The following is a 26199-nucleotide window of genomic DNA, read 5'->3' on the forward strand; positions in this document are numbered from 1 at the left end:
GAGACATCAAGGAGTCATGATGAAAACGAAACGTTTACTCGCCACTGCTATTCTTGCCGCGACCACGGTTTTTTCCTCAGCTAATGTGCTTGCTAACACTGCGACGGTTGCTGTTTCACAAATCGTGGAGCACCCTGCGCTCGACGCGACTCGCCAAGGCTTATTAGATGGCTTGAAAGCGAAAGGATATGAGCAAGGGAAGAACCTAGAATTTGACTACAAAACCGCACAAGGTAACCCAGCTATAGCAGTACAGATTGCGCGTCAGTATGTGGGGGAGAGTCCTGATGTGCTAGTGGGTATTGCCACACCATCGGCTCAAGCTTTGGTGTCCGCAACGCGTTCTATTCCAGTGGTGTTTACTGCGGTAACGGATCCGGTGGGCGCAAAGCTTGTGAAATCCATGCATCAACCGGGCAAAAACGTAACGGGTCTTTCTGATTTATCTCCGGTTGCTCAACATGTTGCTTTGATTCAAGAGATCTTGCCAGAAGCGAAATCCATTGGCGTGGTCTACAACCCTGGTGAAGCCAATGCAGTGACTTTGGTGCAACTGTTAAAAGAGAGTGCAGAAGCAAATGGACTTAAAGTGGTTGAAGCGACGGCACTGAAAAGCGCAGATGTTCAATCCGCGACCCAAGCCATTGCTGCTAAATCAGATGTGATTTATGCACCGACAGATAACACGGTAGCCAGTGCGATAGAGGGCATGATCGTGGCTGCAAATCAAGCTAAGAAACCAGTATTTGGTGGAGCGACGTCTTATGTAGAAAAAGGCGCGATCGCAAGCTTGGGCTTTGATTACTACCAAGTCGGTGTTCAAACCGCTGAGTATGTTGCGGCTATTTTGGAAGGACAAGAGCCGGGCAAGCTAGACGTAAAAGTCGCAACGGGCTCAGACCTTGTTGTCAATGAAGGAGCGGCAACCAAGCTTGGTATTCAGTTACCAAGTTCAGTTGTAAAACGTGCGACCAGCATGCAGTAAGAGTGACGTTCAGGTCGGCGTAATGCCGACCTGATTTGTGCAGAAAGGAGCAGTTATGTCTGCATTTGCTTTTTTTGGTGCGCTCGAAATTGGCCTCATTTACGGCTTAGTGGCTTTGGGCGTTTACCTTACGTTTCGTGTTCTTGATTTTCCTGATTTAAGTGTCGACGGCAGTTTCCCGATGGGCGCCGCCGTTGCCGCGACTGCAATCGTCGCCGGCATCAACCCTTGGATCGCAACCGGAATGGCTGTTATTGCTGGTGGGATGACTGGGTGGGTGACCGCTTTTCTTGCGGTTCGATGCGGAATTCTCCACCTATTGGCTTCTATTCTTACCATGATTGCGGCGTTCTCTATCAATATTCGCATCATGGGTAAGCCCAATATGGCCCTGCTAGGGGAGGACACCATTCTTACTCCGTTTGAAGCCATGGGAGATTCTATGTACATCCGGCCGTTAGTTGTCGGTGTACTAGTCTTGCTCTCTGCTTTGTTTGTCGTACGTCTCCTTAACAGTGACTTTGGTTTAGGGCTAAGAGCGACGGGTGTGAACGCTCGAATGGTGGCCGCACAAGGAGCAAGTACCGCTTTTTATACCTACTTTGGCCTCGCGCTTTCTAATGGCTTTGTCGGTTTTGCTGGTGCTCTATTTGCTCAAACCAACAGCTTTGCTGATGTCACTTCTGGTGTGGGTACAATCGTAGTTGGTTTAGCTGCAGTGATCCTCGGCCAAACTCTGATACCAGGGCGCAAAATCTGGGTTGCGGTTTGTGCGGTAATAATCGGCTCAGTGCTTTACCGTCTGGCTGTTGCCTTTGCGTTGAGCTCCGGCATGTTTGGTCTACAAGCATCGGACCTAAACTTAGTGACGGCTGTGCTCGTTGCAGTGGCGTTGATTGCGCCAAAACTGAAACAGAGAATGAAAGCAAAACAACGCGCGACCAGTGCGAAACAAGCCGCATCAAAAAATGGTTCGGAGGAGGCGCTATGATTGAATTAAACAATATCCAAGTGACCTTTAATCCCGGAACCATTTTGGAAAACAGAGCCTTGAAAGGTGTCTCGTTAGAAGTACCCGAACATCAGTTTCTCACCGTCATTGGCTCCAACGGCGCAGGGAAATCGACCTTGCTCGGGGCGGTGACTGGGGAAACGCCGATGATTGGCGGCCAGGTGATCATTGATGGGCAAGATGTAACCCGGAAAACCGTGGCGCAACGAGCGACTCAATGTGCTCGTGTATTTCAAGACCCTTTAGCGGGTACTTGTGGGGATTTGTCCATTGAAGAAAACATGGCATTAGCTTACATGCGGGGTAAGCGTCGTGGTTGGGGAATGGCGCTCTCTTCTCAACGTCGCAAGCTTTTCCAAGAGCGCATTAGTACTCTTGGGTTAGGGCTTGAGGATCGTCTTGGTGACAGTATTGGTTTGCTCTCCGGCGGACAACGACAAGCGGTCAGTTTGGTCATGGCAACACTAGCAGACAGTAAGCTGTTGTTGTTAGATGAGCATACCGCTGCGTTAGATCCGCGCATGGCGGCTTTTGTTATCGATCTAACAAAGCGTATCGTCAGCGAGTTCAACCTCACAGTAATGATGGTGACGCACTCAATGAAAGACGCGCTGGCTTGCGGTGACAGAACGGTCATGCTGCACCAAGGTGAGATTGTTCTTGATGTCGCAGGTGAGCAACGTGCCAATATGCAAGTCCCAGACTTACTAGAAATGTTCTCTAAAGTGCGTGGTGAAGAGTTGGCAGATGACAGCTTGTTACTGAGCTAACTTAAAGAAAGCGCGAAACTACGCCTACCAAACGTGATCCTCCTTGAGAAAATTGCATTTAAGGCAATGTCGAAAGGAGGATTTTTCGGTAAATACTCTTTATTAAAATAGTAGAATATTCCAATACTAAGAGCACTTACCATGACCCTTCCATTTATCTTCCATAGCCAGACTGAAGATGGCTTTGTATTTGATGGTGAACTGCTGACCGTCACTCTGAAAACTGAAAACGTTAAGTTTGATAGCGTGCACGTACGCTGTGAGCCTGACAACGAAGAATATCTAATTGAAATGCTACCTTGCGGCAAGGCTGGTGAGCTTCAACTATGGCAAGCACAGTTCGCGGCGAACCGAGATCGTGATGTCACTCATTACGTATTCAAACTCATCAAAGGCAATCAGCAACTTTGGTTGGATGGGCGAGGTGTACATAAACGTATGCCACCAAAAGAATTCCACTTTAAGCTGAACACGCAGTCTCAGCCACCGAGTTGGGTGCAAGAACAAGTCTTCTATCAAATCTTCCCAGACCGTTTTGCAGCTAGCCAAGATGAGCAAGCAATTCGAAATGCTTATGCGCAATACAACCCAGATACCATGGTGAAATCTTGGGGAGAGGCGGTAGGTTCTCATCAAAATACGGGCGCGCGCGAGTTCTTTGGCGGCGATTTGAAAGGCGTTGAAGAGAAACTCGATTATTTAGATGACTTAGGTGTGACTGCGTTGTATTTCAATCCTATTTTCACGGCGCCAAGCAACCATAAGTACGATACGAAAGACTACCTTAATATTGATCCAATGTTTGGCACTAACGAACAGTTTGCGCAGTTGTGTGAGCAAATTCGTGGCAAACAGATGAAGATTGTTTTGGATGCCGTATTTAACCACACGTCCGTTCATCACCCATGGTTCGATATTAAACAAGAAGGTCAGGGGGCTTACGGCAATCCGGACTCGGACTTTCGCGACTATTACTTCTTCGAGGGACAAACCAACAATTACATTGGCTGGAAAGGCATTGGCAATTTGCCGGTTCTGAACTTTGAGAACGAGCAAGTTCGCGATCACATCTACCAAGGTGAAGAGGCGGTGATTAAACACTGGCTCAAACCACCATATTCTGTCGATGGTTGGCGCTTTGACGTTATTCACATGTTGGGTGAAGGCGATGGCGCAAAGAACAATGCGCATTATGTGGAAGCGTTCCGCAAAGCAACCAAAGCGATCAACCCTAGTGCTTATGTGTTAGGTGAGCATTTCTTTGAGGCGACACAATGGTTACAAGGTGGGCAAGAAGATGGCGCAATGAACTACTACGGCTTTGCTCATCCAGTTCGTGCTCTGATTGCTAAGCAAGACATCATGTATGACCCGATTGACATCGATGCTTTAGATTTTAAAGAGTGGATGGATGAGGCGCGAGCCAAAGTCCCATTTGCAAACCAATTGTCTCAGCTTAATCAGTTAGATAGTCATGATACCGCCCGTTTTCTGACGCTTTTAGACGGCGATAACGAAAAAATGCGAATCGCACTGGCTTTACTCATGACTTACATAGGTACGCCTTGCCTCTATTACGGGAGTGAAGTGGGATTAGAAGGTGGGCTTGATCCTGACAACCGCCGCTGCTTCCCGTGGGATCAGGTTGCCGAGTCTGAGTGGCTGCCTTTGTATCGTGACTGGATAAGAATTCGCAAGCAATACAAGGCACTACAGTCCGGTAGTTTGCAATGGCTACACTGTGATGAGCAGGTCATGGTATACGCTCGACAATGGAAAGAAGAAACAATAGTTGTGGCATTTAACCTAAGTAAATACGAACAAAATGTTAACCTGCCTTTATGGCAACTTGGCTTAAATGCAACACACTTGCATCAAATATTAGACAAAGGTGAAGTCGAGGTGGCTGAACGTCATTTTTCTGTCAATATCCCAGCATTGAACTGCAAAATATGGCAAGTGAAGTGACACCTGATGCCTTATTTATTAAAATTTATGAATACATAAGTGAAAAACTATAAATAGCCCTTCGATAATCAGTACTTTCGAAGGGCTGAAATTATTAAAAGCCAATGGTGTTCAATGGGTAATAAAAGGCGATTTAGCCTCAAGTTTGTCATCTTCTTCCCTCTATTTTTGTTTGTCGCAGTTATGATCGTGACTGCGAAGAACTATTACGATGCGATGAATCATTACATCACGTTGGAGTATGCGCAGATTGATCGTGCGCTGAACCGAGCGATTAAAGTGCTTACCGCTTTAGACTACAGCTTTGTTAATTATTCAAATCCAGCCCATCCTTTGTTTCAAGAACACAACCATATGATAAGAAATGGCATGTGTTACGTATGGCCCATTGACGTATTGCTCTTAGAAAACAAACATTCGGGAGGTTTACCTGCGGTCGAACTGGATTACATGATTGTTGGTCAAAAAGAATTATGTGAGCAAGGCTCCGCTCTGTTTAATTTGGCAGAAAAGAAAGCGGGTTTTGCGCCGTCATTGTCGTTTTTGCACGATATTGAATCGCACATTATAGGTATCCACTATATCGACCAGCGTGGCTACGTTATCTCATCGCCAGATACCTATGCTGAAAACTTTTCCCAAGAGCTATGGAATACGCTAAAAGCGCGACCATTTTGGCAAAAAACAGCTCAAGAAACCGTAAAAGTCACCATGTCAGGTCCTGCGCCAATGCTGGCTCGTCGTGATGGTCAAGTCATCAGCTTGACAGTACCTATTTATGAGAAGGCTGTTCATCAAGGGGTTCTATCCATTGATTTTGATGTTGATGAACTACTTAAGACCAATGAGAATCTCGCGGGTAAGCTGCATATCATTTCTAACGTCACGCCGATACCTCAAAACGCAATGCGAATTCAACCTGTGGAGCACGACCGTTTAAGTGCTGACCACAGCATTTATTACGAATACAAACTGTGGAGCGAGTTCAAGAATCTGTTGGCGTTCGAGAAATACAGCGTTGCGGTTGCATTCTTTATCTATGTGTTGAGTACCGTTGCTCTATTCTTGGTCAATACACAAACAGAGCGCCGTTACTTCAAAGAGTTGGCGGCGAAAGACCCGATGACGGGTTTACTGAATCGACGTGGCATGCAAGCGGTATGGCGCAACAAAATGACCAAGAAGCACGTCGCGCTTGCCGTTTTTGATATCGATGATTTTAAAGCGATTAACGATACCTATGGGCATGATGTCGGTGATGATGCGATTCGTCTTGTGGCTAAGTGTATTCGTGACAATATTCGTCATTCGGATGTGGCATCGCGTTTTGGTGGTGAAGAGTTTGTTCTTGCCATCTACGATGAAGATTTCGATAGCATGTTACGTATATTGGAGCGCGTTAGAAGTGCGATTAGTAAAAACTCGAAAAGGGTGGTTGCTGGTGGTTTTACAGTATCAGGCGGTGTCGAGTTCAAGTCTTCTTCTCAATTGGAAAGCTTTGACGAACTGTTCAAAGTGGCCGATGAAAAGCTCTATGAAGCAAAGAGCACCGGCAAGAATAAGATTTGCTACTAAGACGCAGATAAAACAAAAGGGCGAATTCATCGCCCTTTTTTGATCTTTAAAACTGCTCTAACTTGCTTTACGCGACGCGAGACTGCAACTCGTCACGATAACGCTGAATGTGTTCAACGATTGGTGCCGCTTTGTTGAACGTGCGGATCTCGCGGAACAGATCATTTGCTTCTGGGTAAGCTTGGCGTAAGTAAGAGAACCACTGTTTTACGCGGTTCGGATAATACAAACCTTTGTCACCTTTCATTTCAAACTGAGAGTAGTAAATCAGTAGCTCTACGACTTCTTCCCAAACCATTGGCTTATGGTTGTATTTCACCATATTACCCAGATTTGGAATATTGAATGCACCGCGACACACCATCAGGGAATCAACGCCTGTGGTTTCAATACAGCGTTGACCATCTTCGTAGTTCCAAATTTCACCATTCGCAATTAATGGAATGTCAAAGCGTTCACGGATTTGGGTGATGTATTCCCACTTGATTTCAGAGGCTTTGTAGCCGCCTTGTTTTGTACGGGCATGGACCGTCAGTTCGTTTGCCCCAGCAGATTGAATGGCATCAACAATCTCAAAACAGTCTTCAGGGTTTTCCCATCCGAGACGAATTTTAGCGCTAACAGGAATATCGTTTGGAACAGCGTCACGACATGCTTTTACCACGTTATGAATCAGTTCTGGATGTTGAAGAAGTGCCGCGCCACCTTTACTCTTGTTCACCAAGCGAGCCGGGCAGCCGAAGTTAAGGTCGATACCGCGCGCACCAAGCTCAGCGGCTTTGATTGCGTTTTCTGCCATCCAATTTGGTTCTTGACCAAGTAATTGTACGTGAACAGGTACGCCAGATGCAGTTTGTGAGCCTTGAAGAAGCTCAGGGCACAGACGATGGAATACGTGATCAGGTAACAGCTGATCGATCACTCGAACAAACTCTGTCACACACAGATCATAGTCGTTTATCTCGGTCAGGATTTGGCGCATCAAATGGTCCAAAACGCCTTCCATCGGGCCTAATACAACTCGCATAGCTTGCCTAATACAGTTTGGTGGTAAAAAGGAGGGCGATTGTAGCGATGTGAGTGAAGTTTGTCATTAAAAGACTCATCAGCATCGAGCGACATCAACTAGCATCTTATTAGCTCTAGGGTATAATGCCGCCAAATTCATGGGAAACCAGATGTCATGCAATACACATTAATTGAGAAAGGTGAAGTTCAGCTAGACGAATCTTCACTGTTTTTGGAAGGTGCAGTATTTGCTGCAAACCTGATGACAAAACCGCTAACACCAGAAAGCTGGCTAGAGCCACTACTTGGTGAAGGTTTTAAAGCCATTCAGCCAGCTGTTGAAGAGCAGATTCACAAACAGCATAACTACATTCTGCGTAATGAGTACTCGATTCTTACGCTGACCAATAGTGACGCAGAGCAGCTCGCAGACTTTGCTGAAGGCTTTATGTCTGTGTGGCCAATGATTGAAGAGCAATGGCACGAGGTTGTGCTCAACGATGGTCTAGAGCGTATGCTGCAAGCATTATTGACCACCATGATGTTGGCGATTGATGAAGAGCAAACACAACAGCAAATGCGTGATGCAGGTATTGAGAACCCGCCAGCGTTAGCCGATTTTGTTGATCAACTTGATCTCATGATTAACGAAGTCGCGCTTGGTGCTGATGAGTTGATGGTAGGCAAAAAATCTAAGAGCTTGAACCCGTTTAAAGACGTTGGCCGTAACGACCCTTGTCCTTGTGAAAGTGGTAAGAAGTTCAAACAGTGTTGCGGTAAGTAATGGCAATATAAATAAAAAGCCGACCTTGTGGTCGGCTTTTTTGATCTACTTGATCGGTATTCAGCGTGAAAAGTTATTACCGATTACTGAATTGGATTTTTACGCTTACCACTAAAGAACTGAGCAATCACGATGAATGCAAGTGCAACCAAGTTACCTGCGAAGATGACAACCAACCACTGAGGCATTGAAAGGCCAAAGAATTGCCAAACAATCTTCGCACAGTCGCCATACGCTTCGAACATCCAAGGCGCCCATTGGTTAAGCGGTGCCCAGCTTGGAAAAGTCACGAATAAATCACACGTTGCGAATGGTGATGGGTTGAACTGATAGTCGACGTGCTGCATCGCCAGCATCAAACCTTTATAAGCACTTGCTCCCCATGCAGCTAACGCTATCCAGCGCACGAGAGGGTTGTTTGGTGCAATAAGACCAATCATTGCCGCGACACCAATTCCCATCATAGCGACACGTTCATAGATACACATAACACATGGTGCTAGCATCATGACGTGTTGAAAGAATAGGGCACAAGCTTCAAAAAAGACGATGGCCAAAAGGAGTAGGAGCCAAGATAAGCGTCCCTTCGAAAACTGGTTAAGTGATGCAAAAATACTCACGGTTACAATCCTGTCTGAAAATATAAAAAAGCTCTGATTACTCAGAGCTTTTTAACTTGGATAAGTTTCCTAATCAACTCAAATTTTTAGTGTCCACCTGACACAACTGGAGTTAGATCACCACTACTTGGCACAATCCAGCCCGCATCGTAGAAGAATGCTGTTGCTGGTTCTAGGAAGAACATGATGCCCATCAAGCCAACAAGCGCTAATACAACCGTGTAAGGAAGCGCCATGATAACCATGCGACCGTATGATAGACGAATCAAAGGTGCTAGTGCTGATGTCAGTAGGAATAGGAACGCAGCTTGGCCGTTTGGCGTTGCAACTGAAGGTAGGTTAGTACCTGTGTTGATTGCAACGGCTAGTAGGTCGAACTGTTCACGAGTGATAAGGCCTTCAATAAGTGCTGTCTTCACTTCGTTAATGTAAACTGTACCCACGAATACGTTATCCGAAACCATCGAAAGCAGACCGTTAGCAACATAGAACAGAGCAAGTTGAGCGCCCTTATCTTCAACAGCAAGTACTGCATCGATAACAGGTTTGAATAGCTCTTGGTCGATGATAACGGCAACCACCGCAAAGAATACTGCAAGTAGTGCTGTAAATGGCAGAGCTTCTTCAAACGCTTTACCCATCGAGTGCTCTTCGATAACACCAGTAAACGAAGTCGCTAGGATAATTACAGAAAGACCAATCAGGCCAACTGCTGCTAAGTGAAGTGCAAGTGCGGCAATCAACCAAACAGCGATAAGGCTTTGAACCCATAGTTTCGCTACGTCTTGGTTAGTACGAGTCTTGCGTTCTTCACGGTCGAAGTCGACTAGGATTTGGCGAACGTTATCAGGCAGTTGAGCACCGTAGCCAAACACTTTTAGCTTCTCTACAACCGCACACGTGATCAAGCCACAGATGAATACTGGCAAAGTTACTGGAGACATACGAATCAAGAACTCACCAAAGAACCAGCCCGCTTGGTCAGCGATGATCAAGTTCTGCGGTTCACCAACCATGGTAGTAACGCCACCTAGTGCTGTACCAACACCTGCGTGCATTAACAATGAACGTAGGAATGCGCGGTAGTTCTCTAGGTCATCACGCGTTAGCTCAGTGATGGTGTCATCTTGAGTGTGGTCGTGGTCACCGATAGGGTTTCCAGAAGCCACTTTGTGGTAAATCGAGTAGAAACCAACTGCAACACTGATTACAACGGCAATAACGGTCAGCGCGTCCAAGAATGCTGACAAAAACGCCGCTGCGAAACAGAATGCGAGTGAAAGTAACGTTTTCGAACGAATACCAAGCAGGATCTTTGTAAAAATGAACAGCAGAAGCTGTTTCATAAAGTAGATACCCGCAACCATGAATACCAACAGTAGAAGTACTTCGATATTCGCTACCAGCTCGTGCTTCACCTGGGCAGGGCTGGTCATACCGATAGCAACCGCTTCAATTGCAAGCAAACCGCCTGGTTGAAGTGGGTAACACTTCAGCGCCATTGCTAGCGTGAAAATAAATTCCGCAACTAGCAACCAACCTGCAACAAATGGGTCAATTAGGAAGAATACAATCGGGTTAATAATTAGGAAGGCTATAATGGCAACTTTGTACCAATCAGGCGCTTTACCAAGGAAGTTCTTGATAAAGGCATTTCCGAGCGACATCGGCATGATAATTCTCTTTATAACAAAATTATGAATAGACACTACAATAGTGCTTAAGTATCTGTTTGTTAGACTTATTACCTAGTCTTTTAAAACAATAACTTAGAAAAACAACAATCCATTGTTTTACTGTAGTCTTGCCAAGTTACTTCCCCTGAACTTAAGCACCGCTCACTTTCGACCGCAACTCTACACCTCGGCATTTTATAGTCAATAACAAAACGTGATGCTGCCGACTAAAACTGCTTTTTATTTGTAATAACGCGATCAAAACGGCGTTACTATACCACGAAAAGATTAAAAAAAATCACCTTGGAATTTAAAACAAAGTCAATTACGAGAAAAGATAAATTAAGAAAGAATATTAATCGTAAAACACAAATTTATTTTGCATATTTTGAGCAGAAAAATGTGACGGGGTAGGCTTTATTTTCCGCGAGTTTGTGGCTGTTCCAATTTTTGCAAAATATAAATTTTGCGCGTTTGGTTCCAAGTGATTAGGGTTTTAAATTAAGGATATATGTAGAGTATTAACTCTATATTGAGATTTCGTTTCATTTGTTGATCGTTAATTTTCGCAAATCGTTAAGTAGTGGTATGATGAGTCGCATCGACCCTTAGAAATCAATATTGGATAAAAACAGAATGGTCATTAAGGCTAAAAGCCCTGCGGGTTTCGCAGAAAAATACATAATCGAGAGCATTTGGAACGGCCGTTTTCCACCTGGCTCAATATTACCCGCTGAACGTGAGCTATCTGAACTTATTGGTGTTACCCGTACGACTTTACGTGAAGTGCTTCAGCGCCTTGCACGCGACGGTTGGTTGACCATCCAGCACGGTAAGCCAACTAAAGTGAACCAATTCATGGAGACGTCAGGTCTGCATATTTTGGATACACTGATGACACTTGATGTTGATAATGCAACGAACATTGTGGAAGATTTGCTTGCTGCACGTACTAACATCAGCCCAATCTTTATGCGTTACGCGTTTAAAGCGAATAAAGAGGCGTCTGAGCGTACCATTCAAAATGTTATCGACTCATGTGAAGCGCTAGTGAAAGCACCTTCATGGGATGACTTTATTGCAGCATCTCCTTATGCCGATAAGATTCTGCAAAGCGTGAAAGAAGACAACGAGAAGGATGAAGCCAAGCGTCAGGAAATTCTGATTGCTAAGACGTTCAACTTCTACGATTACATGCTGTTCCAACGCTTGGCGTTCCACTCAGGCAACCAGATCTACGGTTTGATTTTTAACGGCTTGAGAAAGCTATACGACCGTGTAGGTAGCTACTACTTCTCGAACCCTGCATCGCGTGATTTAGCACTACGCTTTTACCGCCAGCTTCTAGAAACCTGTGAAACAGGCCAGCGTGAGCAACTTCCAGTCGTGATTCGTCATTACGGTATGGAAAGTGCGCAAATCTGGAATGAGATGAAACAACAGCTGCCAACGAACTTTACAGAAGACGACAGCTAATCGATTGTTGAAGTCCAACGATTTCATATAAAAACCGCAGGTATCACCCTGCGGTTTTTTTGTGTTTGCTTTTCCGAAGCTCGATTTAGGCTAAGGACAGTCTGGGTAATGGTAGGTAAAGGGTCTCAATGATGTCTGATAGCATCTGGTCATAGGTATTGAACACAGTAAGGGACAAGTCAGAGGTAATGTCGTATAACTCCTCTTCACTCAGTGACAGTATTTCACCTTCTATATATTCATTTAGGGATTGAATCGATCTTGCAGACATCGGAGAGGCAACGCTCAAGGGGCTAATTACTGCCAATTGATTAAGCCTTCTAATCATTACCGATGCGTAATTTCTCATCCGTTCAGGTCCACCTCTGTCTTGCAAGTCTTGAATGCTGATACGAAGCTGTGTCAGCGTTTCTAAGCTATCAATCACGGTTTGCCAGTTCATATGGTACTCGTCATGTAACTCGTCTCTCTGGGCAATAGCGAGCCATGCGATGGTAACTTCATCCATTAAGAACAAACTATGACGGATCAGTTTGCCATGCTCCATCTGATTTCGCGCTACCGTGTTGTCCTGCCATTGTTCCATCAACTTATCGATTTTGATTTGCAGCACGCGATACATGGGTTTGTTCTCAAAGCGAGAAGTTTCCACTAGCTGATGCAATTTATAGCCTAACTCCTGATGAATTTGCTCTATCTCTTTTTCATGATGTTGTTGGTATTGGATAGAGTAGTGGGTCACCGCTCGGTGACGGCGCAGTAGGTGAACCACATCGCGTAATAAGGTGAGTAATTGATATTTGCGAGCATGTTGCTTTTCTCGCTTCGCAGCTAAATGGTAGATCCCTGCCAGAATGGCAATTGAGATCAAAGTAGAAATCAAAACAAACATAACCAACTCCTTGTTAGTGCTTTTGACCTAGCAACTATGAAAGAGCAGTTTTGATGCCAATAATCAAAGTTAATTAAAACAATAACTTATATTTAGTTAGAAAAAGAAGCTGTACAAATTTGGTGCGTAATCTCCCCAAAAGTGTGAATTTGGTCAAAAAAATCCCCGCCGAATCGGGCAGGGATTTTTTAATTTCGTTGCGAAGTAACGAATTACATTACACGCATACCTGGTTGAGCACCTTCGTGTGGCTCAAGAATCCACAGGTCGCTACCACCAGGGCCAGCGGCTAGGATCATGCCTTCAGACATACCAAACTTCATCTTACGAGGTTTTAGATTCGCTACCATTACCGTTAGCTTGCCTTCTAGCTCTTCAGGTTTGTACGCTGACTTGATGCCAGAGAACACCTGACGAGTTTCACCGCCGATGTCTAGTTGGAACTTAAGCAGTTTGTTTGCTTTTGGTACTTCTTCACAAGAGATGATGCGAGCAATACGCATATCAACCGCTGCGAAAGCATCGAACTCAATCTCTTCAGCGATTGGATCTTTATCTAGCTCAGTTTGGCTAGCTTTGTTCTTTTCTGCTTCCGCTTTCTCTTTTGCTGCCATTTCTGCCGCAGCGTCTTCTTTCGATGCTTCGATCATCGCTTCGATGTTCTTAGGATCGATACGGTTAAACAGCGCTTTGAACTTAGTGATCTCGTGACCGGTCAGTGGTGCAGCAATGCCTTCCCAAGTTAGCTCTTCGTTTAGGAATGCTTCAGTACGCGCTGCTAGTGCAGGCATAACTGGTTTCAGGTAAGTCATTAGAACGCGGAACAGGTTAATACCTACAGAACAAATTTCTTGTAGTTCTTGATCTTTACCTTCTTCTTTTGCAACAACCCAAGGTGCTTTTTCGTCAACGTATTGGTTTGCTTTGTCTGCTAGTGCTGTGATTTCACGGATCGCACGGCCGAACTCACGAGTCTCGTAAAGCTCTGCGATACGGTCTGCTGCTGCAACGAATTCGTTGTATAGCTCAGGCTCTGCAAAGTTTTCAGCAAGCTTGCCTTCAAAACGTTTAGAGATGAAGCCAGCGTTACGAGAAGCTAGGTTAACAATCTTGTTTACTACGTCAGCGTTAACACGTTGAGTGAAGTCTTCAAGGTTAAGGTCTAGGTCGTCGATACGGCTGTTTAGTTTTGCCGCGTAGTAGTAACGCAGACACTCTGGATCTAGGTGATTCAGGTATGTGCTTGCCTTAACAAACGTACCTTTAGACTTAGACATCTTCGCGCCGTTTACCGTTACGTAGCCGTGTACGAATACGTTGTTTGGCTTACGGAAACCGCTGCCCTCTAGCATTGCTGGCCAGAATAGAGAGTGGAAGTAAACGATGTCTTTACCGATGAAGTGGTAAAGCTCGGTTGTGCTGTCTTTCTTCCAGTATTCGTCGAAGTCTAGACCTTCAGTCTTGTCACATAGGTTCTTGAAAGAAGCCATGTAACCAACCGGTGCGTCTAGCCATACATAGAAGAATTTGTTCTTCTCGCCTGGGATTTCGAAGCCGAAGTAAGGTGCATCGCGTGAGATATCCCACTGTTGCAAACCAGATTCGAACCACTCTTGCATCTTGTTAGCCGTTTCAGATTGTAGAGAACCTGAACGAGTCCACTCTTTTAGCATGCTTTCGAACTGAGGTAGATCGAAGAAGAAGTGCTCAGAGTCTTTCATTACTGGAGTTGCGCCAGATACTGCTGATTTCGGGTTAATCAGTTCAGTTGGGCTGTACGTCTCACCACAGTTATCACAGTTGTCGCCGTATTGATCTTCCGACTTACACTTAGGACAAGTACCTTTTACGAAACGATCCGGTAGGAACATTTCTTTCTCAGGGTCGAACAGTTGAGAAATCGTGCGGCTAGAGATAAAACCGTTTTTCTTCAGCTCAAGGTAAATGTGAGAAGCCAGTTCACGGTTCTCTTCTGAGTGTGTGCTGTGGTAGTTATCAAAGCTAATATCAAAGCCAGCGAAGTCTTTTTGATGCTCTTCGCTCACTGCAGCGATCATCTCTTCTGGCGTAATACCCATCTGTTGTGCTTTTAGCATGATTGGCGTGCCGTGAGCATCGTCAGCACAGATGAAGTTTACAGTGTTGCCACGTAGGCGTTGGTAGCGAACCCAGATGTCAGCTTGAATGTGCTCAAGCATGTGACCTAGGTGAATCGAACCATTAGCGTACGGAAGGGCACAAGTTACCAGCAGTTTTCTTGGATCGTTTGCCATACTTAATAATCGCTTTTTGATAGGTATAAAAAATAGAGACTAATACTACCCCATGAGTTCCCTAACGCCAAGGCATCAAACCATGGATTGCCTTAGTTTTTTTGGGGTTCTGAATCTCGCCGCTGGGTGCTACGATTAGATGCATAAAGGAGGCCTCATGCATCAGTTCACTTCAAAACAAGATTTTTGTCATTGGCTTAACCAGTTTCAACATCCACAGTTGGTGGAAAACTGGGCAGATATTAATGGTATGGTTACGATCCCCGCACAAGGTGGTATTCAAATTACCTTACCGTTTGCGAGCAACGAACTCCAAGTGGCGTTGAGCAGTTGGATTAAAGGGCAGCAGTCATCGGGTGATGTTCCAGCGTTTGATTTTCACATCGAACAGAATATCAAAGCGCTCGAGACGCAAGTTACCAATGCTGTCAAAGGCGTGAAAAACATTATCGCAGTTAGCTCAGCAAAGGGAGGTGTGGGTAAATCGACAACCGCGGTTAACCTTGCTTTAGCTATTGCACAGTCGGGTGCAAAAGTTGGCTTGTTAGATGCTGACATCTATGGCCCATCGGTTCCTATGATGTTAGGTCAAGAAGACGCAAAGCCTGAAGTTCGTGACGCCAAATGGATGGAGCCAATTTTTGCTTATGGCATCTATACTCATTCTATCGGTTACTTGGTGGATAAAGCGGAAGCGGCTATTTGGCGTGGCCCTATGGCTTCTAAAGCGCTGTCACAACTGCTAACCGAAACGGATTGGCCGGAGCTTGATTATCTGGTTATCGATATGCCGCCGGGTACGGGTGACATTCAGCTAACGTTGTCACAGCAGATTCCAGTAACAGGTACTGTCCTTGTTACTACACCACAAGATCTTGCGTTAGCGGATGCACGTAAAGGTGCGGCTATGTTCCATAAAGTTAACGTGCCAGTTGTTGGTGTCGTTGAGAACATGAGTTACCACATTTGTAGTCAGTGTGGGGCTGTTGAGCATATTTTCGGTACTGGTGGTGCAGAGAAAATGTCACAAGAATTTAGCTTGGCGCTGCTTGGGCAAATTCCGCTTCATATCTCTATGCGAGAAGATATCGATGCCGGTATCCCAACAGTGGCGAGACGCCCTGATAGTGAGCATGCGGGCTACTACAAACAGCTTGCTGACCGAGTTTGTGGCACCATGTATTGGCAGGGTAAAGCCAAACCGGATGCAATCAGTTTTACTATGGTGAACTGAGTTTAATATCAACGCTGGTTGAATATTACACATTTAAACGTTTGCTCGGAGGTTAATCCTCTGAGCTGACAGAAACTTATAACGAAACCCTAATTCCAGCTAGTCACGAGGGGGTGAACTCCCTATAATCAGGCAGTTTATCTTTTTATGTGACTAGAAAATCATCATCGGGTGCAAATTAATGTCTGATAATAATCAATGCGTCATCGTCGGTATTGCTGGCGCTTCTGCTTCGGGAAAAAGTCTGATCGCGAGCACAATTTACAATGAGCTTCGCGAGAAAGTGGGCGATCATCAAATCGGTGTCATCACGGAAGATTGCTACTACAACGACCAAAGCAACCTAAGCATGGAAGAGCGTGTAAAGACTAACTACGATCACCCGAGCGCGTTGGACCACGACCTACTCTGTGAACACCTAGAGAAATTGGTGCGTGGAGAAGCTGTAGAAGTTCCAGAATACAGCTACACAGAGCACACTCGTACAAGCAACACCACTCCAATGACCCCTAAAAAGGTAATCATTCTTGAAGGTATCTTGCTGTTAACCGACCCTCGTCTACGTGATTTAATGCACGCGACTGTATTTATGGATACACCACTTGATATCTGTCTACTACGCCGTGTTAAGCGTGACGTTGAAGAACGTGGTCGTACTATGGAGTCTGTTCTTAAGCAATACCAACAGACTGTTCGTCCGATGTTTATGCAGTTTATCGAACCTTCTAAGCAATACGCGGATATCATCGTTCCTCGCGGTGGTAAAAACCGTATCGCAATCGACGTTCTTAAAGCGCACATTGCAAAACTTCTGAAAGCTTAAGCCTTTAGACGGCTATATCGCTTTATTTTTGTATGAAGAAGTGGCACCTTAGGTGCCACTTCTTTTTTTGTTTTTAAATTAGTCAGTTGCAACGGAAAACCGGACATTTTTCACGCTTTTGTGGAACTGTCGGCGATAAAACAAGTCTGCGCTTATAATTGTAAAAACACTCGAGCAAGGAAAAAGCGAATGAAGAAACTGCTCTTAATCATTGCCATCCCAATTGTGGCGATCTTGGCTGTTATTTTAGGGTTAGTGATTTTTGTCAATCCAAACCAGTTTAAACCACTTATTGTGGAGCAAGCGCAAAAGCAAACCGGTTTGGAATTAGTCATTGAAGGGGATATTAGTTGGCAGTTTTTCCCATCGATTGGCTTCGAATTGGGTCGTACTGAGCTAAGAAACCCACAAGGTTTTAGCCAGCCAAATCTATTTAAAGTCGAGACGGTCGGTGTTGATGTCTCGGTTACCCCGCTATTAAGCAAACAGCTAGAAATTGGTAACGTCACCCTTGATGGTGCAGAGTTCTACCTTGAAACACTGAAAGATGGCACCAAGAACATTGATGCATTAACCAAAGCACAAACTCAACAAGCAGAACAAACGACGGATGCAGCACCAGAGCAAGCCGCAGACTCACAAAGCGCCGCTTCTGATTGGACGATCAATCTTGCCGGTGTCAGCATCTCAAATGGCTATGTTGAAATCCAAGATAAACAAGCCGGAAGCTACACCAAGCTTTCTGATATCTCACTAAACCTTTCTCAGTTTGCTTTCGATAACTGGACAACCGCAGACTTTGGTGTGAAAGGTGAGATGAATGAGCAAACCTTCACCGCGCAAGGTAAAGCAGACTTCAAATTGGCAAAAGGCCTTGCAAGCTACGCTTTGAAAAACATCAACTTCGATGCAACCTATTCAGATGCGACAAACAAGATTGAATCAGCAACGATTGGTTTGGAAACGTTTGAATTCGATAAAGTAAACAACCTAAGCTATGCATTGAAAGGCGAAGCTGGTGGTATGAAGTTGGATATGCAGGGTGGCGGTGAATTAACGGTCGATAAAGCCATCAGCAAAGTGCAGCTGAACAAGTTGACGCTCAACTCAACTTTTGAGGGGGATGCGCTGCCGCAATCACCAATGAAAGTGGATATGGCTTCGGATCTTTCGTTCGACCTAACTAAGAGCCACCTGAGCTTTGTGTTGGAGAAGCTGACGGCGAACGCCATCGCACTAGATGGTAAAGCGGATGTCACTCTGGGTGATATTCCGAAAGTACGTTTTGCAGTGCATAGTCCTAATATCGATTTGGATGAATTCCTAGGCTTGAATAATCAAGCGTCTGCGGGTGATAAACCAGCATCAGGTGGTAGCAAAGCACCAGCAGCAGGGCCAGAAGTTGAACCAGACTTATCGGCACTAAAAACGCTTGATGTGAAGGGTGATATTACGATTGATAAGTTCAAAGCAGCGAACGCGAAGATGGAAGCGGTAAAAGCAAGCTTCTCTGTTAATCGTGGTGTATTTGATCTTACTTCATTCAGCTCTAAGTTGTACCAAGGCACGATCACCGCAACAGCCAAACTGGATGCGCGTAAATCGCCAGCCACTTACTCTGCGAAGAAATCTATCAAAGGCGTGCAAGTCCAACCGTTACTTGTTGATGTAGCAAATAACGACATGCTAGAGGGCACAGGTAACATTGATGTGAACGTCAGTGGTAAGAGCCTAACGCCAACAGGCATCAAGAAAAATCTAACAGGCACGGTTGTGATTAACTTTGCGGATGGCGCTGTTAATGGCATTAACGTCGCTCAGCTTATCCGTGAAAACTACGCGCGATTCAAAGGCCAGAGCGTAGATGGCACTGATGAAGTCAAGAAAACGGACTTCAGCGCGATGACAGCGACCTTGAAGTTGAACAAAGGTGTGGTTTCTACCGATAACATGAAAGCGCAGTCTCCACTTCTTCGCATTCGTGGTAAAGGTCAAGCGAACTACCTAAACGAAACGGTCGACTTTACCATCAGCACCTCGATTGTAGGTTCACTGGAAGGTCAGGGCGGTAAGAATATCGATGAGCTTAAAGACATCACTATTCCTATCAACGTTTCTGGCAAATGGGCTGAGCCTAAATTTAAGTTGGTCTTTGACGATGTGTTGAAGCAAAAAGCACAGAAAGAAATTGATCGTGGCGTAGAGAAGCTAACGGACAAGATCAAAGATGAGAAGACCAAAGAGGCCGTTGATGGTCTATTGAAAGGCTTGTTCAATTAACAGCGGTCTAAATCCAAAAGAGAAAGGGTTGGCCATGTGCCAACCCTTTTTATTACTCATTACACGATGAATAGATTACCAATCCACACCTTTTAACGCTTTTACGCCAGATTCAAAAGCGTGTTTGACGTTCTTTACTTCCGATACGGTATCGGCCATTTCAATCAGAGTGCGGTGTGCTCCGCGGCCAGTGATCACAACAGACTGCATTTTAGGACGGTTGTTTAGGGCTTCTACGACCTCATCCAAGTCGATGTAACCATAGCTCACCATGTACGTCAGTTCATCAAACAAGACGACATCAATCGATTCATCGCCAAGCATGCGTTTACATTCCTGCCAAACCAGTTGTGCGGCTTCGGTATCTGCGCTTTTGTTTTGCGTTTCCCAAGTAAAGCCTGTTGCCATTACTTGAAACTCAACGCCGAGTTTTTCGAGTAGGTTGCGTTCACCATTATCCCATGTGCCTTTGATAAATTGAGCAACGGAACACTTCAACCCATGACCAACAGCGCGAGCAATCGTGCCAAAACCTGAAGTCGATTTGCCTTTACCATTGCCGGTAATGATCAGCAGTAGGCCCTTCTCTTCTTGGGCGGCCGCGATTTTTGCGTCTACCTGTTCTTTTACTTTTTGTTGGCGAGCCTTATGGCGTGCTTCTTTGTTTTCTTCGATAGACATAGTACTTCCTCAATTCCGTTGTGTGCTTTGCCCGTGCTAACTTGGGTTCATCGAATTATCTCGCTATGATAGACCAACATATCGTGAAGAAAAACCATCGATAATTCAGGGAATAAAATGAAGAAACTACTCGTTGTTTGTATGGGAAATATTTGTCGTTCGCCAACTGGTGAAGCAGTATTAAGAGCAAAAGCTAAAGAGTTGGGTATTTCAGTGGAAGTGGACTCGGCAGGAACGATTGGTTACCACGCCGGAAATCCGCCTGATGCACGCTCCATGCAAGCAGGAAAGCAACGAGGTTATTCGTTCAAAGGGATGCACTCTCGTAAGGTAACGATAGGGGACTTCGATGAATTTGATATGGTGTTAGCGGCAGATAAAGCGAATCTTGCCGATCTATTGGATATTTGCCCGGTAGAACATCGCCATAAAGTATCGTTATTTTTAAGTCACGGTGATTCCGACTATGACGAGATCCCAGACCCATACTATGGCGGTGATGCAGGTTTTGAATTGGTATTGGATTTGATTGAAGACGCGTCAGAAACGATTCTAAAGAAGCTTTAATCAAATAGTTTAGATAGGGCGAAGAGCCCGAAAGCTGGATAGTAAAAGGGATGAGTCATGCTCATCCCTTTTTAATTTTATTAGCCAGCAAGTATGTCAGTCGCAACCTTGTAGCTTGGGTCTTCTTTCACGTTGATTTCAACCAAGCTGCCTGCTTTGTCTAGTAGCTTACGACAGTCTGGGCTCAAGTGACGTAGGTGAAGCGTTTTACCTAGTGCAGCGTAACGTTCAGCCAGCGTTTCGATCGCTTCGATCGCAGAGTGGTCTGTTACACGAGAGTCCGCGAAATCGACGATAATGTCTTTTGGATCGTCGTGTGCGTTGAACAACTCTAAGAAGTTAGCCGCAGAACCAAAGAAGATAGGACCGTGGATTTTGTACTCTTTTGAGCCTTCTTCGTTTAGGCGCGTGTCTGCGTAGATGTGTTTAGCGTGTTGCCATGCGAACATAAGTGCAGAGGCAATAACACCAACCGCTACAGCAACCGCTAGGTCAGTCAGAACCGTCACTACCGTTACTAGAACGATAACGAAGAAATCTTGTTTAGGTACACGACGTGCAAGTTTGAATGTTGCCCATTCAAACGTACCGATAACCACCATGAACATCACACCTACAAGCGCAGCAAGTGGAATCATCTCAATCAAAGAAGATGCAAACAGGATGAACATCAATAGTGCAATAGCTGCAACGATACCTGATAGACGGCCACGACCACCTGAGTTTACGTTGATCATTGACTGGCCAATCATCGCACAACCACCCATTGCACCAAACACTGAACATGTCATGTTTGCCATACCTTGACCAATACATTCACGGTTTGATTGACCACGAGTGTTGGTCATTTCATCTAGTACCGTTAGCGTCAGTAGAGACTCAATCAGACCGATAGCTGCAAGAATGATTGCGTAAGGCAAGATGATCTGCAGTGTTTCAAGAGTGAAAGGAACCGCTGGAATTGAGAAGGTCGGAAGAGAGCCCGCCAAAGTCGCTGCTTCGTCACCAGACATAGTACGTAGGAAGTCGACTACCGTACGTGTTTCTAGATCTAAACCAACCACTAGAGCTGTTACTGTCACGATCGCAACAAGTGAAGATGGTACAGCTGTGGTGATTTTTGGTAAGAAGTGAATGATACCCATTGTTAGCGCAACTAGGCCAAGCATTAGCAGCATTTGGTCTTGTGGTAGCCAAGTCAGCATGCCGTTGATGTCAGGCGCTTTAAACTGACCTAACTGGGCAAGGAAGATAACGATAGCCAGACCGTTTACAAAACCGATCATTACTGGATGAGGTACGATTCGAATGAATTTACCCAGCTTGAATAGACCCGCTGCGACCTGAAGAATACCGGCTAACATGATTGCCGCGAATAGGTACTGAACGCCGTGAGTCGCAACTAGCGACACCATTACAACAGCCATAGCGCCCGTTGCTCCAGAAATCATACCTGGACGGCCACCGAAGATAGAGGTGATAAGACCGACGATAAAGGCTGCGTACAGACCAACCATAGGGTCTACACCAGCAACGAATGCAAACGCTACAGCTTCAGGAACCAGTGCTAGCGCAACCGTAAGACCTGATAGCACATCGTTTTTTACGGAGTGCTTAGAAAATTGAGGAAATTCGAACATGTTTTGTATTGAGTTCTCTTGGCGATGAATTTCTCCCGACACATATTCGTATTTGCACGAGCGCTGAAGGGCAAAGTGTCTTTACTTTTATCAGCACAAACAGTAGTAAAAAAAGAGCAGCAGCAGAATGGTGTCGAAAACTTAAGTCGGCGAATGCTACCGAAAAGTGTGATTAAGTTCAACAATGAAGGGGATATTGACGCACAAATGTGATCAGTCGTTGATATTAATATGAACAATTATAGTTAACACTCACAGCAACAAAAAAGGCTGCCAATTGGCAGCCTTTCGTTTAACTCTCGCGTTCGCGAGGACAAATTCTAGCTTAGCTAAAGTTTGGTTTTGTCATCTGTGCTGATGCACGGTTTGTTGCAACTTGACTACCTGCGCCTTTTGGAGCGTAGCGGTCTGTTTTAAACGGTGCTGCTGAAACCGTGATTTCACGAAGCTCTTGAGGACCTGGCGCTTTAGTCATCGGAGCGCTAGCGCGTGGCTTAGCTGCGACTTTGATAACTTCTGCTTTAGGAGCTGGTGTAGCGATTGGCGCTTCTACTGCAACTTGCTCTACAGTGTCTTCTACCACTTCAACCACTGGCTCTTGAGCTGCTTCTGTAACTTCAACGACAGGTGCTTCAACCGGTTCAATGATTGGCTCTACTGGCGCTGCTTCTACTGCTGCAGGTTCCGCTTTTTGTGCAACGACTGTTTCAACCACTGGCGCTTCAACTACTGCAGGTTGCTCGCGGCGAATGATCACTTTGCCCATTGCCATTTCTGGACAAGCAAAGCCACCTTGCATTGCAGGTACAGATGTCGCTGTTACTGCTACTTCTTCCTTCACTCGCTCTTCCTTTTTAGGCGCTGGTTTTGGAATGTAGCGTGGCATCACTTTACCCATAGCCATCTCAGGAGAGGCTACACCACCTTTACGCAGGCGGAATGGGTTAGGGCGACGATCGCGACCACGACGACGACGTTGACCACTTGCACGTAGGTGACGTGGTGAACGACGGTTGCGGCGTTGTTTCGATTCAGCTTTGTCTTGTTGCGCTTCTGCTGCCGCCTCTACTGGCTTCTCAACAGGTGCTTCAACTGCTTCAATTGCTTGTACTGGTGTTTCCTGTTCAGCTTGCTCAGCCGCTTGCTGGTCTTTCACACGTACAGATTTGTTTAGTTTGCGACGTTGACGACGCTCTTTCACTTTCTCTGCTTTTGCGCTTGGCTTCGCTTTGCTTTCTTCAGGCTTCGCTTCTGAACCGGTGCGTGCTTCAGCAGCAAGCTGCAGGCCTTTTTCCGCTACCTTAGCATTTGCTTTTGGCTCATGTGCTTTTTCAGCTTGCTGAGCTTTTGGCTTACGCTTCTGGTTACGGTTTTGCTGCTTGTTAGGTTGCTGCTGCGCTTCGTTTTGCTCAGTCGCTTGCTCTTCACGTGGCTTACGACGACGCTTGTTGTCGCGGTTGTCACGACCTTCGCGATTATCGCGTTGGTTGTTGTTACGACGACGGTCGTTGCGGTCACGTTTGTTGCGTTTGTTATCGCGGCTTGGTTTCTTCTCTTCTTCTTTCTTAGGCTCTTCTTTTACTTCTTCAGAACCACCGAATAGGAAACTACCAATCGCTTTAAATAGACGACTAAATAGACCAGGCTTTTCTTCTTGAGCCACTTCTTTCTTCTTCGCTGCCGGAGCAGGCTTAGAAGTCGCGCTAGGAGCTGGCGCAGTTTGAGCTGGTGCAGCGAAACCTTTTAGAACTGGTTCTTCAATACGTTTAGGCTTGATGTCAGCTTCTGCAGGCTCTTTGCCTTCTGCTTCTTTCATTGCTTCCAGTTTCTTAGGAAGTAGGTAAGAAAGCAGATCGAACTCTTCACCTTCACGTACGCGAATCACTTCGAAGTGTGGTGTTTCCATATCAGAGTTAGGAACAACCGTGATCTTCACTTCTTGGATGCGTTCAATGTGGTTCACTGAGCGACGTTTTTCGTTCAGAAGGTAAGATGCAATTGGAACAGGTACAACGGCAAGAACTTGCGCTGTGTTGTCTTTCAGTGCTTCTTCTTCAATTAGACGAAGAACAGACAGAGCTAGAGATTCATTATCACGAACAACACCTGTACCACTACAACGAGGACAGATATGGTGGCTTGCTTCTGCTAGAGAAGGGCTCAAACGCTGGCGTGACATTTCTAGAAGACCAAAGCGAGAAATGCGACCGATCTGAACGCGAGCACGGTCTAAACGAACGGCTTCACGTAGACGGTTTTCTACTTCACGTTGGTGACGAACTGGCGTCATATCGATAAAGTCGATAACAACCAAACCACCAAGGTCACGTAGACGCAATTGACGAGCGATTTCGTCTGCTGCTTCTAGGTTAGTGTTCAGTGCTGTTTCTTCGATATCGCCGCCTTTTGTTGCGCGAGCAGAGTTGATATCGATAGAAGTTAAAGCTTCTGTTGGGTCGATTACGATAGAACCGCCTGATGGTAGGCGCACTTCACGTTGGAAAGCGGATTCAATTTGGCTTTCGATTTGGTAGTGGCTAAATAGCGGTACTTCGCCTTCGTATTTTTTAACGCGGCTGATGAAATCTGGGCGTACCAATTGAATGTGCTCTCGTGCACGTTCATAGATGGTGTTGCTGTCGATTAGGATTTCACCGATATCACGACGTAGGTAGTCACGGATCGCACGAACGATTACGTTACTTTCTTGGTGGATTAGGAAAGGAGCAGGGTTAGAATCTGCCGCGCCCTTAATCGCACCCCAGTGGTTAAGTAGTACGTTCAAGTCCCACTCAAGTTCTTCGGCACTCTTACCTACGCCAGCAGTACGTACGATTAGACCCATACCTTGCGGTAGTTCTAGCGTGCTTAAAGCGGCTTTTAGTTGAGTGCGCTCATCACCTTCGATACGACGAGAAATACCGCCGGCACGAGGGTTATTAGGCATAAGAACAAGATAGCTACCCGCAAGAGAGATGAAAGTAGTAAGAGCTGCGCCCTTGCTACCACGTTCTTCTTTTTCCACTTGTACGATTACTTCTTGACCTTCAGTCAGCACTTCTTTAATGCTTGGGCGACCTTGGTAAGTGTAACCTTCTGGGAAGTATTCGCGGGCAATTTCTTTGAGAGGGAGGAAACCGTGACGCTCAGCACCGTAATCAACAAATGCGGCTTCTAAGCTTGGTTCGATACGTGTGATACGTCCTTTGTAGATATTCGCTTTTTTAGATTCATGACCTGGACTCTCGATATCAAGATCGAAAAGTCGCTGGCCATCAACCAGAGCGACACGCAACTCTTCTTTTTGAGTTGCGTTAATTAACATTCTTTTCATTGAAAATTTCTCGTTGTCTTTTCTTTTATATTTCTTTGCAACTTGCCACTTTTGTTTCGCTCTTTCACGGTGCCTGATCCCATGGCTTATATTTTGCAGCCTCCCGGCTGGAAGGGGATGCTCTAGGGCACTTCAGTCATCACAAATTCTTTTGGGTTTCGTTGGAAACGGAAACTTGTGACCCGCTATATCGGGCGGTAGATACTCAACGTGAATATGCGAGGAGTAGAGTGACAAGTGTGTTGAACTCAATGTGTCTTACGCCAATGCTGCACCTGACATTCAACAACCTACTCACATTGCTTGGGGATAAATGATTGGTAATGAACAAAATGTAACCAAACCTTCCTTAGCAGCTGTGAACTATAGCAGCGCAGGTTGATATCAGCAATCTGCTTTAGCGCAAACGATGGAAAATTTGGCGCTAAATTCAAATTTTGTAATTTATAACTGGCTGTTTCATAAGCACTTGAGTCTCGCAAACTGAGAAAGACGAGAAACAAATAGAGAAGTTGATAAAGACTTTTAATAATCTAAACAAAAGCTTGGCGTGTTTTGGAACTATTTATGGCAACAAGTGTTTCTTTTGCAGCAAGAATAA

Annotated in this window: 19 protein-coding genes; 11 read left to right on the forward strand and 8 right to left on the reverse strand. The window is 45.4% G+C overall.

From position 1 onward, the window contains the following. Positions 1-19 precede the first annotated feature (19 nt). The 5 genes from ATB78_RS12110 to ATB78_RS12130 all read left to right on the forward strand — a co-directional run bounded on the left by ATB78_RS12110 (position 20) and on the right by ATB78_RS12130 (position 6310). On the forward strand, positions 20-985 hold the full coding sequence (locus ATB78_RS12110; RefSeq protein WP_009707271.1) for an ABC transporter substrate-binding protein: 966 nt from the start codon (positions 20-22) through the stop codon (positions 983-985). A gap of 55 nt (positions 986-1040) precedes the next feature. Beyond that, positions 1041-1976, forward strand: coding sequence for an ABC transporter permease (locus ATB78_RS12115; RefSeq protein ID WP_020196380.1), 936 nt, complete (start codon positions 1041-1043; stop codon positions 1974-1976). Further along, the gene (locus ATB78_RS12120) at positions 1973-2767 is read left to right on the forward strand and encodes an ABC transporter ATP-binding protein (protein ID WP_061008775.1); all 795 of its coding nucleotides are present in this window, start codon (positions 1973-1975) and stop codon (positions 2765-2767) included. Before ATB78_RS12115 ends, ATB78_RS12120 begins: the two co-directional genes overlap by 4 nt. Positions 2768-2908: 141 nt before the next feature. After that, positions 2909-4735, forward strand: coding sequence for a maltodextrin glucosidase (gene malZ, locus ATB78_RS12125; RefSeq protein ID WP_061008776.1), 1827 nt, complete (start codon positions 2909-2911; stop codon positions 4733-4735). 114 nt (positions 4736-4849) lie between these two features. Next, on the forward strand, positions 4850-6310 hold the full coding sequence (locus tag ATB78_RS12130; RefSeq protein WP_061008777.1) for a GGDEF domain-containing protein: 1461 nt from the start codon (positions 4850-4852) through the stop codon (positions 6308-6310). Positions 6311-6377: 67 nt separating this feature from the next. On the opposite strand, the gene dusC is transcribed toward ATB78_RS12130, so the two are convergent. Further along, positions 6378-7337 carry a tRNA dihydrouridine(16) synthase DusC gene (gene dusC, locus ATB78_RS12135; protein ID WP_061008778.1) on the reverse strand — a complete coding sequence of 320 codons (960 nt, stop codon included), beginning with the start codon at positions 7335-7337 and terminating at the stop codon, positions 6378-6380. Positions 7338-7493: 156 nt separating this feature from the next. Between dusC and ATB78_RS12140 the strand changes: the two genes are divergently transcribed. After that, a complete protein-coding gene (locus ATB78_RS12140; protein ID WP_061008779.1) occupies positions 7494-8102 on the forward strand; it encodes an SEC-C metal-binding domain-containing protein in 609 nt (202 codons plus the stop codon). Positions 8103-8185: 83 nt separating this feature from the next. Here the strand turns inward: ATB78_RS12140 and dsbB are convergent, their stop codons facing one another. Both dsbB and nhaB read right to left on the reverse strand, forming a co-directional pair. Further along, the gene (dsbB, locus tag ATB78_RS12145) at positions 8186-8722 is read right to left on the reverse strand and encodes a disulfide bond formation protein DsbB (protein ID WP_061008780.1); all 537 of its coding nucleotides are present in this window, start codon (positions 8720-8722) and stop codon (positions 8186-8188) included. A gap of 86 nt (positions 8723-8808) precedes the next feature. Then, the gene (gene nhaB / locus ATB78_RS12150) at positions 8809-10395 is read right to left on the reverse strand and encodes a Na(+)/H(+) antiporter NhaB (protein ID WP_005439621.1); all 1587 of its coding nucleotides are present in this window, start codon (positions 10393-10395) and stop codon (positions 8809-8811) included. Between the two features lie 639 nt (positions 10396-11034). On the opposite strand from nhaB, the gene fadR reads away from it, so the two are divergent. Further along, positions 11035-11874: a fatty acid metabolism transcriptional regulator FadR gene (gene fadR, locus ATB78_RS12155; protein WP_005439619.1), complete on the forward strand. Its 840-nt coding sequence runs from the start codon at positions 11035-11037 to the stop codon at positions 11872-11874. A gap of 85 nt (positions 11875-11959) precedes the next feature. Here fadR and ATB78_RS12160 read toward each other — a convergent pair whose 3' ends face one another. Together ATB78_RS12160 and metG are read right to left on the reverse strand one after the other, a co-directional pair. Beyond that, complete coding sequence (locus tag ATB78_RS12160; protein WP_041058032.1) at positions 11960-12766, reverse strand: hypothetical protein; 807 nt, start codon at positions 12764-12766, stop codon at positions 11960-11962. 212 nt (positions 12767-12978) lie between these two features. Next, on the reverse strand, positions 12979-15039 hold the full coding sequence (gene metG, locus ATB78_RS12165; protein WP_005439615.1) for a methionine--tRNA ligase: 2061 nt from the start codon (positions 15037-15039) through the stop codon (positions 12979-12981). 157 nt (positions 15040-15196) lie between these two features. Here metG and apbC point away from each other — a divergent pair, with 157 nt between their 5' ends. The 3 genes from apbC to ATB78_RS12180 all read left to right on the forward strand — a co-directional run bounded on the left by apbC (position 15197) and on the right by ATB78_RS12180 (position 19376). Continuing rightward, positions 15197-16273, forward strand: a complete 1077-nt coding sequence (gene apbC, locus ATB78_RS12170) for an iron-sulfur cluster carrier protein ApbC (RefSeq protein WP_061008781.1) — start codon at positions 15197-15199, stop codon at positions 16271-16273. Between the two features lie 181 nt (positions 16274-16454). Further along, positions 16455-17096, forward strand: a complete 642-nt coding sequence (udk, locus tag ATB78_RS12175) for a uridine kinase (protein WP_005439612.1) — start codon at positions 16455-16457, stop codon at positions 17094-17096. Positions 17097-17285: 189 nt separating this feature from the next. Further along, positions 17286-19376 carry an AsmA family protein gene (locus ATB78_RS12180; RefSeq protein ID WP_061008782.1) on the forward strand — a complete coding sequence of 697 codons (2091 nt, stop codon included), beginning with the start codon at positions 17286-17288 and terminating at the stop codon, positions 19374-19376. Positions 19377-19451: 75 nt separating this feature from the next. Here the strand turns inward: ATB78_RS12180 and cobO are convergent, their stop codons facing one another. Further along, complete coding sequence (gene cobO, locus ATB78_RS12185) at positions 19452-20057, reverse strand: cob(I)yrinic acid a,c-diamide adenosyltransferase (RefSeq protein ID WP_038896040.1); 606 nt, start codon at positions 20055-20057, stop codon at positions 19452-19454. Between the two features lie 117 nt (positions 20058-20174). On the opposite strand from cobO, the gene ATB78_RS12190 reads away from it, so the two are divergent. Continuing rightward, positions 20175-20624, forward strand: a complete 450-nt coding sequence (locus ATB78_RS12190; RefSeq protein WP_061008783.1) for a low molecular weight protein-tyrosine-phosphatase — start codon at positions 20175-20177, stop codon at positions 20622-20624. Between the two features lie 80 nt (positions 20625-20704). On the opposite strand, the gene ATB78_RS12195 is transcribed toward ATB78_RS12190, so the two are convergent. Together ATB78_RS12195 and rne are read right to left on the reverse strand one after the other, a co-directional pair. Next, on the reverse strand, positions 20705-22264 hold the full coding sequence (locus ATB78_RS12195) for a SulP family inorganic anion transporter (protein ID WP_005439600.1): 1560 nt from the start codon (positions 22262-22264) through the stop codon (positions 20705-20707). 325 nt (positions 22265-22589) lie between these two features. Continuing rightward, the gene (gene rne, locus ATB78_RS12205) at positions 22590-25598 is read right to left on the reverse strand and encodes a ribonuclease E (RefSeq protein WP_061008784.1); all 3009 of its coding nucleotides are present in this window, start codon (positions 25596-25598) and stop codon (positions 22590-22592) included. Between the last annotated feature and the right edge of the window lie 601 nt (positions 25599-26199).

This window comes from Vibrio sp. CUB2 (genome assembly GCF_001557945.1).
Taxonomy (GTDB): domain Bacteria; phylum Pseudomonadota; class Gammaproteobacteria; order Enterobacterales; family Vibrionaceae; genus Vibrio; species Vibrio owensii.

What these genes read in the sequence shown, in the direction of transcription:
- ATB78_RS12110 (WP_009707271.1), top strand. Translation starts at nt 20, where the DNA reads ATGAAAACGAAACGTTTACTCGCCACTGCTATTCTTGCCGCGACCACG.
- ATB78_RS12115 (WP_020196380.1), top strand. Translation starts at nt 1,041, where the DNA reads ATGTCTGCATTTGCTTTTTTTGGTGCGCTCGAAATTGGCCTCATTTAC.
- ATB78_RS12120 (WP_061008775.1), top strand. Translation starts at nt 1,973, where the DNA reads ATGATTGAATTAAACAATATCCAAGTGACCTTTAATCCCGGAACCATT.
- malZ (WP_061008776.1), top strand. Translation starts at nt 2,909, where the DNA reads ATGACCCTTCCATTTATCTTCCATAGCCAGACTGAAGATGGCTTTGTA.
- ATB78_RS12130 (WP_061008777.1), top strand. Translation starts at nt 4,850, where the DNA reads ATGGGTAATAAAAGGCGATTTAGCCTCAAGTTTGTCATCTTCTTCCCT.
- dusC (WP_061008778.1), bottom strand. Translation starts at nt 7,337, where the DNA reads ATGCGAGTTGTATTAGGCCCGATGGAAGGCGTTTTGGACCATTTGATG.
- ATB78_RS12140 (WP_061008779.1), top strand. Translation starts at nt 7,494, where the DNA reads ATGCAATACACATTAATTGAGAAAGGTGAAGTTCAGCTAGACGAATCT.
- nhaB (WP_005439621.1), bottom strand. Translation starts at nt 10,395, where the DNA reads ATGCCGATGTCGCTCGGAAATGCCTTTATCAAGAACTTCCTTGGTAAA.
- fadR (WP_005439619.1), top strand. Translation starts at nt 11,035, where the DNA reads ATGGTCATTAAGGCTAAAAGCCCTGCGGGTTTCGCAGAAAAATACATA.
- ATB78_RS12160 (WP_041058032.1), bottom strand. Translation starts at nt 12,766, where the DNA reads ATGTTTGTTTTGATTTCTACTTTGATCTCAATTGCCATTCTGGCAGGG.
- metG (WP_005439615.1), bottom strand. Translation starts at nt 15,039, where the DNA reads ATGGCAAACGATCCAAGAAAACTGCTGGTAACTTGTGCCCTTCCGTAC.
- apbC (WP_061008781.1), top strand. Translation starts at nt 15,197, where the DNA reads ATGCATCAGTTCACTTCAAAACAAGATTTTTGTCATTGGCTTAACCAG.
- udk (WP_005439612.1), top strand. Translation starts at nt 16,455, where the DNA reads ATGTCTGATAATAATCAATGCGTCATCGTCGGTATTGCTGGCGCTTCT.
- ATB78_RS12180 (WP_061008782.1), top strand. Translation starts at nt 17,286, where the DNA reads ATGAAGAAACTGCTCTTAATCATTGCCATCCCAATTGTGGCGATCTTG.
- cobO (WP_038896040.1), bottom strand. Translation starts at nt 20,057, where the DNA reads ATGTCTATCGAAGAAAACAAAGAAGCACGCCATAAGGCTCGCCAACAA.
- ATB78_RS12190 (WP_061008783.1), top strand. Translation starts at nt 20,175, where the DNA reads ATGAAGAAACTACTCGTTGTTTGTATGGGAAATATTTGTCGTTCGCCA.
- ATB78_RS12195 (WP_005439600.1), bottom strand. Translation starts at nt 22,264, where the DNA reads ATGTTCGAATTTCCTCAATTTTCTAAGCACTCCGTAAAAAACGATGTG.
- rne (WP_061008784.1), bottom strand. Translation starts at nt 25,598, where the DNA reads ATGAAAAGAATGTTAATTAACGCAACTCAAAAAGAAGAGTTGCGTGTC.